Annotated in this window: 7 protein-coding genes and 1 pseudogene; 5 read left to right on the top strand and 3 right to left on the bottom strand. The window is 73.2% G+C overall.

Annotated elements, in window-relative coordinates; all coding sequences use genetic code 11:
- Window positions 1–212 precede the first annotated feature (212 nt).
- A complete protein-coding gene (locus AOK22_RS27895) occupies window positions 213–1,187 on the top strand; it encodes an acetylxylan esterase (protein ID WP_055701486.1) in 975 nt (324 codons plus the stop codon).
- A 122-nt stretch (window positions 1,188–1,309) separates the two neighbouring features.
- Entirely contained in the window at window positions 1,310–2,566 is a 1,257-nt protein-coding gene (locus tag AOK22_RS27900) for a transglycosylase family protein (RefSeq protein WP_055701487.1), read from the top strand.
- A 31-nt stretch (window positions 2,567–2,597) separates the two neighbouring features.
- Here AOK22_RS27900 and AOK22_RS27905 read toward each other — a convergent pair whose 3' ends face one another.
- Window positions 2,598–3,635: a DMT family transporter gene (locus AOK22_RS27905; protein ID WP_107410279.1), complete on the bottom strand. Its 1,038-nt coding sequence runs from the start codon at window positions 3,633–3,635 to the stop codon at window positions 2,598–2,600.
- A gap of 211 nt (window positions 3,636–3,846) precedes the next feature.
- Here AOK22_RS27905 and AOK22_RS27910 point away from each other — a divergent pair, with 211 nt between their 5' ends.
- From AOK22_RS27910 to glgC, 3 genes are read left to right on the top strand one after another with little or no spacing between them, the layout of a single operon-like run.
- The gene (locus AOK22_RS27910) at window positions 3,847–4,659 is read left to right on the top strand and encodes a (2Fe-2S)-binding protein (protein WP_055701488.1); all 813 of its coding nucleotides are present in this window, start codon (window positions 3,847–3,849) and stop codon (window positions 4,657–4,659) included.
- Between the two features lie 47 nt (window positions 4,660–4,706).
- A complete protein-coding gene (glgA, locus tag AOK22_RS27915; RefSeq protein ID WP_055701489.1) occupies window positions 4,707–5,873 on the top strand; it encodes a glycogen synthase in 1,167 nt (388 codons plus the stop codon).
- 9 nt (window positions 5,874–5,882) lie between these two features.
- Window positions 5,883–7,103 (top strand): glucose-1-phosphate adenylyltransferase, encoded by a 1,221-nt coding sequence (gene glgC, locus AOK22_RS27920; RefSeq protein WP_055701490.1) that lies wholly within the window; start codon window positions 5,883–5,885, stop codon window positions 7,101–7,103.
- Window positions 7,104–7,176: 73 nt separating this feature from the next.
- Here the strand turns inward: glgC and AOK22_RS27925 are convergent, their stop codons facing one another.
- Together AOK22_RS27925 and AOK22_RS27930 are read right to left on the bottom strand one after the other, a co-directional pair.
- Window positions 7,177–8,205, bottom strand: coding sequence for an ABC transporter permease (locus AOK22_RS27925; RefSeq protein ID WP_079036867.1), 1,029 nt, complete (start codon window positions 8,203–8,205; stop codon window positions 7,177–7,179).
- Window positions 8,202–8,940: pseudogene (locus tag AOK22_RS27930) on the bottom strand (ABC transporter permease); the annotation flags it as partial. The gene AOK22_RS27925 and the pseudogene AOK22_RS27930, both read right to left, overlap by 4 nt.

An 8,940-nucleotide genomic window follows, 5' to 3' on the forward strand; every position in this document is an offset into this window, starting at 1 on the left:
GTCCCGCACCCGGAGCCCCGCCCGAGCCCAGAGCCGCCGCCGTCCCCGGTCCCGCAGCCGCCGGGCCCCGACCCGGCGCCCGAGCCCCAGCCGGGGCCCATGTCCTGACGGCGCGGCGCCGTCTCGTCGCAGGCCCCGGAAACCCTCCTGACGTGGGGAGGTCCCTCGGCATAGCGTGATCCTTCGACCCCCGTTCGAAGGAGGACCCGCCCGTGCCCCGATTCGACCTGCCCCTCGAAGAACTGCGCCGCTACCGGCCCGAGTTGCCCGAGCCCGACGACTTCGACGCCTTCTGGGAGAAGACGCTGCTGGAGGCGCGGCAGCACGAACTCGACGCCCGCTTCGAGCCGGTGGACCTGCCCCTGACGGGCGTGCGGGTCCTCGACGTCACGTACACGGGATTCGGCGGGCACCCCGTCAAGGGGTGGCTCGTCCTGCCCGCCGGGGCCGAAGGGCCGCTGCCCGCCGTCGTGGAGTACATCGGGTACGGCGGCGGCCGCGGACTGCCCCACATGCATCTGCTGTGGGCCGCCGCCGGCTACGCCCACCTCGTGATGGACACCCGGGGGCAGGGCAGCGGCGGGTGGGCGCAGGGCGACACCCCGGACCCGGTGGGCAGCGCGCCCGCGCACCCGGGGTTCATGACGCGCGGCATCGAGGACCCGCACGACTACTACTACCGGCGCCTGTACGTGGACGCGGTCCGCGCCGTCGAGGCCGTCCGCGCACACCCCCTCGTGGACGCCTCGCGCGTCGCCGCGATCGGCAACAGCCAGGGCGGCGGCCTCGCCCTCGCCGTCGGCGGCCTCGTGCCGGACCTCGCCGCGATCGCCCCCGACGTGCCCTTCCTCTGCGACTTCCCGCGCGCGACGACCCTCACCGACCGCTATCCGTACAAGGAGATCGGCGCCTACCTGAAGGCGCGCAGGGGTGGGCAGGAGCGCGTCTTCCAGACACTGTCGTACTTCGACTGCGTCCATTTCGCCGCGCGCGGTCGCGCGCCCGCGCTCTTCTCCACGGCCCTGGAGGACCAGACCTGCCCGCCCTCCACGGTGTTCGCCGCCCACAACGCGTACGCGGGGCGCGAGCGTTCCATGGAGGTGTACGCCTTCAACGATCACGAGGGCGGTGGCCCCTATCAGCAGGGAGTGCAACTGCGGTGGCTCGCGATGCACTTGACGGGCTGACGTGTGCAACGCCCCCTCTGCGCCGCGCCCTTGTCACGGATTGGCCCGACCGGCTAGCTTGCGGGCTTGTCGTGTGTCCTCTGTGTGCAATCCGTGATGACGTGAGTCTGAGGGGGCTCCCCATGGCCGTACGGGGCCGGCACCGCCGGTATCAGCCGAACCGCATCAACCGCGCGTCACTGACGGTCACCGCGGGCGGCGCGGGCATGGCGCTCCCGCTGACCGTCGCGGGCACCGCCGGTGCCGCCGACGTCGACACCTGGAACAAGGTGGCGGCGTGCGAGTCCACCAACAACTGGAGCATCAACACCGGCAACGGCTACTTCGGCGGCCTCCAGTTCAAGCAGTCCACCTGGGAGGCGTACGGCGGCACGGCCTACGCGGGGCGCGCCGACCTCGCCACCAAGGAGCAGCAGATAGCCGTCGCCGAGAAGGTCCTCGACGCGCAGGGACCCGGCGCCTGGCCGGTGTGCTCCGCGAAGGCGGGCCTCACCCGTGGCGGCGCCACGCCCGACGTCACCCCGGCCTCCGCCACGAAGCCGAAGCCCGCCAAGCGGGCCGTGAAGGACGTCAAGCCGGAGGTGACCCCGCAGTCCACCGCGGGCACCGCCGAGATGTACACCGTGGTCCGCGGCGACACCCTCTCCGGCATCGCCGACGACCGCCGGGTCCGGGGCGGCTGGCAGGGGCTGTACGAGACCAACCGCCGTGTCATCGGCGCCGATCCGGACCTGATCACCCCGGGACAGCGGCTCTCGCTGCACGGGCAGGGGGCCACCAAGGGCCGTACGGACGACCGGGCCGGCGAGCGCGCGAAGGAACGCGCCGAGGACCGGGCGAAGGAGCGTGCCGAGGACCGCGCCGAGGCGCGGGCCCGGGAGAAGGCCGCCGAGAAGAAGGCCGCGGAGCGGAAGGCGGCGCAGAAGAAGGCCGCCGAGCGCAAGGCCCCCGCGCCGCGCGCCCGGCAGGCCTCACCCGGCGCCGTCGCCCCCGTCGCCGCCTCGCCCAGCACCCCCTACCGCGCCGCGGGCGGCTCCTGGTCGAAGGGCTACCACACGGGCGTCGACTTCCCCGTGGCCACCGGGACGTCCGTGAAGGCCGTCGCCGCGGGACGGGTCGTCTCCGCCGGCTGGGGCGGCAGCTACGGCTACCAGGTGGTCATCCGCCACTCCGACGGCAAGTACAGCCAGTACGGGCACCTGTCGGCACTCTCCGTGAAGGCCGGACAGCAGGTCGCCGCCGGACAGCGCATCGCCCGCTCGGGGTCCACCGGAAACAGCACGGGCCCGCATCTGCACTTCGAGGTGCGGACGGGGCCCGGCTTCGGATCCGACATCGACCCGCTGGCCTACCTGCGGGCGCGCGGCGTACGCATCTGAGCGGCGCGCACGGCCACGGCGCCGCGGGCGGTCAGGACACCATGCGTTCCCGGCGCCGCCCGGGGTGCCGGGGGCGGTGCCTGCCCAGGGCCGCCCCCGTGTGCTGGGACGGCATCGCGGGCAGCGCCTCCGGGACGCGCTCGGGACGCGGGCCTTCCGTGACGGGCCTCGGACGGGGCGGCTCCGCCTCGTCCGGCACCGCGGGAGGCTCCTCGGCCACCGGCGCGGTCGACGTCTCGCGCGCGATCCGCTCCGTGGTCAGCAGGATCAGGCCGCCCGCGGCGACGACCCCGCAGCCCAGCGCCAGGGCGGTGCCCGCGACGCCGTAGCGGAAGGATTCTCCCAGGAGGGTCAGCCCGACCGCCGCCGCGACCACCGGGTTCACGACCGTCACCGTCGACAGGGGCGCCGCGAGGCCCGCACCCCGGTAGGAGGCCTGCGAGAGGAGCACGCCGGCCGCCGCGAGCACGGCGATCACGCCGAGGCTCGGGAGCTGCTCGACGAGGGGCACGTCCCGGCTCCACTCCACGGCGACCGTCTTCGTGAACACCGAGGCGATGCCGAACGCCGCACCGGCCGCGCAGGCCAGCAGCACGCTGCGTACCACGGGGTGCCGGTGCACCGCGTGCGCCGCCACCATCAGCGCGAGCACGCCGCCGCCGGTGACCAGCGCCAGCATCAGGTGCTCCGGGCCGTCCAGGGACTGGGTGTGGGTCGACGAGGTGAGCGACAGCAGCCCCGCGAGCCCCACCGTCGCCATGATCGCGCCGCGCCACGCGGTGGCCCCGGCCCGCCGCCGCACGAAGACGGCGGCCATCGGCAGGGCGAACACGATGGTCAGCGCGCCGAGCGGCTGGACCAGGCTGAGCGGGCCGTAGGCGAGGGCCACCACGTGCAGCACCGCGCCCAGGCCGTTCAGGGCGATCGCGGTCCACCAGGCGCCCCTGCGCAGCGGCGCGTACCGCCGCTCCGGAGTCGTCGCGGCCACGCGCTCCTGCAGGATCGCCCCGCCCGCGTAGGCCACGGCGGAGACGAGCGAGAGCAGCACGGACAGCGCGAGAGCACTCATGACGTGCTCCGCGGGGTGCGGTGTGCCCGGCGGGCCAGGTCGGACGAGCGGTCGGCTTCCATGTTCTCCACGATGCCTCGCGAATCGCTCCGCGTCGTCGTCCCTGAGCAGGCATTCGGTCCTACTGCCGATGGAGTACGGACGAATGATGTCCTCCCCAGGTCGGGCTACCCCCCTAGGGGCACGGGTGGAGAGCGGCGCACCCCCGAGGATGGACACCCCAGTGGGGCTTGCTCTACTGGCTCTCGTGACCACCCACATCGACCTGGCAGAACTCGGCTCCGTCGGCGGCTTCTTCGCCCTGCGCGCGGGAGCGGCGCCGGGCGGCACGGCCGTCCCGTTCGCGGAGGCGTACGGGCCACCGGCAGCGGCCCCCGGTCAGCCCGCGGCAGGCCCCGACCGGCGCGGGGCGGGCGCCGATCCGCTCACCTTCCGCGTCCGCAAGGTCGCGCTGCGGCTCGGCGCCCCCGAGGACCGCATCGCGGTGTCCGTGGCCCAGCTGGGGCTCGCCGCCCGGCTCTGGTCCGTGGCGCTCGGCTCCGCCGCGCTGTACGGCCTGGTGCCCGACCTCGACCCGGCACGGCTGTGCTGGGACGCCGACGGCACCTCGCCCGACGACCTGTGGCTGAGCGGCGTACACACCCTGCCCGGCGACGCGCGCACGATCCGTGACGTCGTGCAGCACGGCCACCTGGAGCCGCTCGCGGACGCCCTGCGCGCCCGCTACCGGGTATCGGCGGGGCTGCTGCGGGGCAACGCGGGCTCCGCGCTCGCGGGCGCCGCGCGCGAACTGCACGGCTGGGCGGTGCGGGAGGGCCGCCCGGAGGTGGGGGAGCGGGCCCTGGACCTGGCCGCCGCGCTCTTCGACCACCCCGACCTGCGCGGCACCGGCACCCTGGCGGGCACCGCCTTCCGGCGCCGCAGCTGCTGCCTCTACTACCGGTGCCCGAACGGCGGCCTGTGCGGCGACTGCTGCTTCGAACGCCCGCCGCAGCGGTCTTCCCCCGGGGCCGTGTCTGGGTGACCATGTGAGAGCGCGGCCGACATCGGGCGGACGACGGAGGGTTCTACGTGAAAGTGGGACTGCTCACCCGGGAGTATCCACCGGACGTCTACGGCGGAGCCGGCGTCCATGTCGAGTTCCTCGCACGGGAGTTGCGCGCGCTGACCGACCTCGACGTGCACTGCTGGGGCGAGGGCGTCGGCGAGGGGCTCGTGCGGCACCGCGCGTGGCCCGCGCTCGACGGGGCCAACGACGCGCTGCGCACCTTCTCCGTGGACCTGTCCATGGCCGCCGCGCTCGCCGGGCGTGAACTGGTCCACTCGCACACCTGGTACGCCAACCTCGCGGGCCATGTCGGCAAGCTCCTGCACGGCATCCCGCACGTGATGACCTCGCACTCCCTGGAGCCGTTGCGCCCCTGGAAGGCCGAGCAGCTCGGGGGCGGATACGCCCTGTCGAGCTGGGCCGAGCGCACCGCCGCCGAGGCCGCCGACGCGGTGATCGCGGTGTCCGGCGCGATGCGCGAGGACATCCTCGCCTGCTATCCGGCGATCGACCCGGCCAGGGTCCACGTCGTCCACAACGGCATCGATACGGAGCTGTACCGCCCCGACCACGACACGGACGTCCTGGAGCGGCTCGGCATCGACACCGGACGGCCCTACGTCCTCTTCGTCGGACGCATCACCCGGCAGAAGGGCGTGCCCCATCTGCTGCGCGCCGCACGGAAACTGGACCGCGACGTCCAGCTCGTCCTGTGCGCCGGAGCCCCCGACACCCCCGAGATCGACGCGGAGTTCCGCACGCTCTTCGAGGAGCTGGGCCGGGCCCGCGCGGGCGTCCAGTGGATCCCGGAGATGCTGCCGCGCCCCCAGATCGTCCAACTCCTCACCCATGCCGCGGTGTTCGCGTGTCCCTCGGTGTACGAGCCGCTGGGCATCGTCAACCTGGAGGCGATGGCCTGTGGCACGGCCGTCGTCGCGTCGGACGTCGGCGGCATCCCGGAGGTCGTGGGCGACGGGACGACGGGGCTGCTCGTCCCGTACGAGCAGAAGGACCCCGAACGCTTCGAGCACGACCTCGGGCTGCTCCTGAACAGGCTGGCCACCGATCCCGAACGGGCCGCCGCGATGGGCACCGCCGGCCGCTACCGCGCGCTCAGGGAGTTCGGCTGGGACACGGTCGCCCGGCGCACGGTCGAGGTGTACGAGGAGATCCTGCACGCCGACAAGTAGGGAGCTGGCATGCGCGGTGGACCTTCGGTACTGGGAATCGTGCTCGCCGGAGGTGAGGGGAAGCGATTGCAGCCCCTGACCGCCGACCGGGCCAAGCCGGCGGTGACGTTCGGCGGCACCTACCGCCTCGTCGACTTCGTGCTCTCCAACCTCGTCAACGCCGACATCCTGCGCATCTGCGTCCTCACCCAGTACAAGTCGCACTCCCTGGACCGGCACGTGACGACCACGTGGCGCATGTCGAGCCTGCTCGGCAACTACGTCACGCCCGTGCCCGCCCAGCAGCGCCTGGGGCCGCGCTGGTACCTGGGCAGCGCCGACGCGATCCTGCAGTCGCTCAACCTCGTCCACGACGAACAGCCCGACTACATCGCGGTGTTCGGCGCCGACCACGTCTACCGCATGGACCCGCGCCAGATGCTCCAGCAGCACATCGACCAGGGCGCCGCGGTGACCGTCGCCGGCATCAGGGTGCCGCGCGCCGAGGCGTCGTCGTTCGGCGTCATCACCCCCGCGCGGGACGGCACGCGGGTGGAGCGGTTCCTGGAGAAGCCCACCGACCCGCCCGGCCTGCCCGGTTCCCCGAACCAGGTCTTCGCCTCCATGGGCAACTACGTCTTCACCACCAAGACGCTCGTCGACACGCTCCAACAGGACGCCGAGAACGAGGAGTCGGCGCACGACATGGGCGGCTCGATCCTGCCCCTGCTCACCGAGCGGGGGCTCGCCCAGGTGTACGACTTCGACGGCAACCACGTGCCCGGCGAGACCGTGCGCGACCACGGCTACTGGCGTGACGTGGGCACCCTGGACTCGTACTACGAAGCCCACATGGACCTGATCTCCGAGCACCCCGTCTTCAACCTGGACAACCGCCGCTGGCCCATCTACACCCACTCCGGCGGACTGCCGCCCGCCAAGTTCTGCGCGGGCGGCATCGCGGGCGAGTCGATCGTCAGCCCCGGCTGCGTCATCCGCGGCCAGGTCACCCGCTCCGTCCTCTCGCCCGGCGTCACCGTCGAGGAGGGCGCGGTCGTCCAGGGCTCCGTGCTGCACGACAACGTCCGGGTCGGGCGGGGCGCGGTGGTGCGCGGCGCCGTGCTCGACAAGAACGTCGACGTCCCGCCCGGGGCGACGATCGGCGTCAACCCGGAGCGGGACGAGGAGCTCTACACGGTGTCGAAGGGCGGGGTGATCGCCCTGGGGAAGGGGCAGGCGGTACCCCTGTGAGGGGTGTCGCGGTGAGCGTGACGCGTGGTCCGGCGAGCGTGACGGGCGGCGCGGCGACCGGGCGCCGCCGCCGTCACAGCACCCGGCGCCTGCGCCCCAGCCACGTCTGCGCGATCACGACCACCGCCAGGAAGGCACCGCTGACCACCTGCTGGTAGGCCGAGTCGAGCGAGCCGATCTGGTTGATGACGTTCTGGATCACCTTCAGGAGCAGCACGCCCACCAACGACCCGCTGATGAAGCCGAATCCGCCCGACAGCAGTGTGCCGCCGATGACGACCGCGGAGATCGCCTCCAGCTCCATGCCGGAGCCGAGGATCGTCACCCCGGAGACCAGCCAGGAGGCGTTCAGCGCCCCGGCGAGCCCCGCGCAGAGCCCCGAGACCGTATAGACGGCGATCTTCGTACGGGCCACGGGCGCGCCCATCAGCGCCGCCGCGTCCTCGTTGCCGCCGACGGCGTACACGTACTGCCCGAACCGCGTGCGGCGCAGCACGACCGCGCCCGCGACGAACAGGGCGGCCGTGATCCACACCGGGGCGCCGATGCCGAGCACCTTGCCCTGGCCGAGCGTCGCGAAGAACGTGTCCTTGTCGACCAGGTACGTCGTGGATCCCTCGTCCGTGACGGACAGCAGGATGCCGCGCGCCCCCAGCATCGCCGCGAGCGTCACGATGAACGGCGCGAGCCGGGAACGGGCGATCAGCAGGCCGTTGACCAGGCCGATCAGCCCGCACACGGCGAGCGGGAGCAGCAGCGCCACCACCGTGCCGTACCGCGACCCCCAGGCGGCGAGCACCCCGCCGAGCGCGAACAGCGAACCGACCGACAGATCGATGCCGCCGGTGACGATGACGAACGTCATGCCGAGCGCGACCACCGCGAGGAACGCGGAGGACACCGCCATGTTCTCCAGGTTGTCGGCCGTCAGGAACGTGTCGAAGCCGATCGACGCGGCGGCCACCGCGACCAGCAGGGTGACCAGCGCGCCGTGCTGCTGGGCCAGCGCGCTCAGCCGCTCGGAGCGGGAGGGGCCCGCGGCCCGGTCCTCCGGGACGGCCGGGCTCACGGGCTCCGCAGGGGTCCGCATGTCGGTGGTCATCGCCTGCCCCTCTCGCGTGCCGCGTAGACCGCGAGCACGATCACCACGGCCTGGGCGATCTGCGTCCACGACGGCGGCAGGTCGTGCTTGATGAGCGTGGCCGTGAGCAGCTGGATCAGGACGGCGCCCGCCACGGTGCCGCCGATGCGGACGCGTCCGCCGCTGAGCGGTGTGCCGCCGACCACCACCGCGGTGATCGCGGAGAGTTCCATCAGCGTGCCGAGCGACGTGGGGTCGCTGGCGGTCAGGCGCGCGGTCGCGAGGACACCGGCGAGCGCGGCGAGGGCGCCGGAGACGACGTACACCAAGATGAGCACGCGGCGCACCGGCAGGCCCGCGAGGAGCGCCGCGGGACGGCTGTCGCCGATGGCCAGGAGCCGGCGCCCGAACGTGGTGCGCCGCACGACGAAGCCGACGAGCAGCGCGAGCGCCGCCGCGATCAGCGCCGAGCACCGCCACGGCCAGGGCGATCCACATCCCGTAGCCGAGGTAGAGCGAGAGCAGGGAGGTGGACAGGGCCATCACCGAGCCCACCGAGAGGTCCACGCCCTCGGTGCCGATGGCGAGCGCCATGCCGAGCGCGACGACGAGGACGGGGGCGACCTGGACGGCCTGGGTGCGGAAGTTCTCGGCGGACAGGAAGTGCGGGGTGAAGGCGATGTTGACGAGCAGGAGGGCGGCGACGCCCAGATAGACGCCGTAGTTCTGGAGGAAGCGCAGCAGGCGGTCGCGGTC

It is taken from the genome of Streptomyces silaceus, assembly GCF_001419745.1.
GTDB lineage: Bacteria > Actinomycetota > Actinomycetes > Streptomycetales > Streptomycetaceae > Streptomyces > Streptomyces silaceus.

Bases quoted from the DNA above. Each gene is read 5' to 3' on its own strand.
- AOK22_RS27900 (WP_055701487.1), top strand. From the start codon at position 1,310: ATGGCCGTACGGGGCCGGCACCGCCGGTATCAGCCGAACCGCATCAAC.
- AOK22_RS27905 (WP_107410279.1), bottom strand. From the start codon at position 3,635: ATGAGTGCTCTCGCGCTGTCCGTGCTGCTCTCGCTCGTCTCCGCCGTG.
- AOK22_RS27910 (WP_055701488.1), top strand. From the start codon at position 3,847: ATGGACACCCCAGTGGGGCTTGCTCTACTGGCTCTCGTGACCACCCAC.
- glgC (WP_055701490.1), top strand. From the start codon at position 5,883: ATGCGCGGTGGACCTTCGGTACTGGGAATCGTGCTCGCCGGAGGTGAG.
- AOK22_RS27925 (WP_079036867.1), bottom strand. From the start codon at position 8,205: ATGACCACCGACATGCGGACCCCTGCGGAGCCCGTGAGCCCGGCCGTC.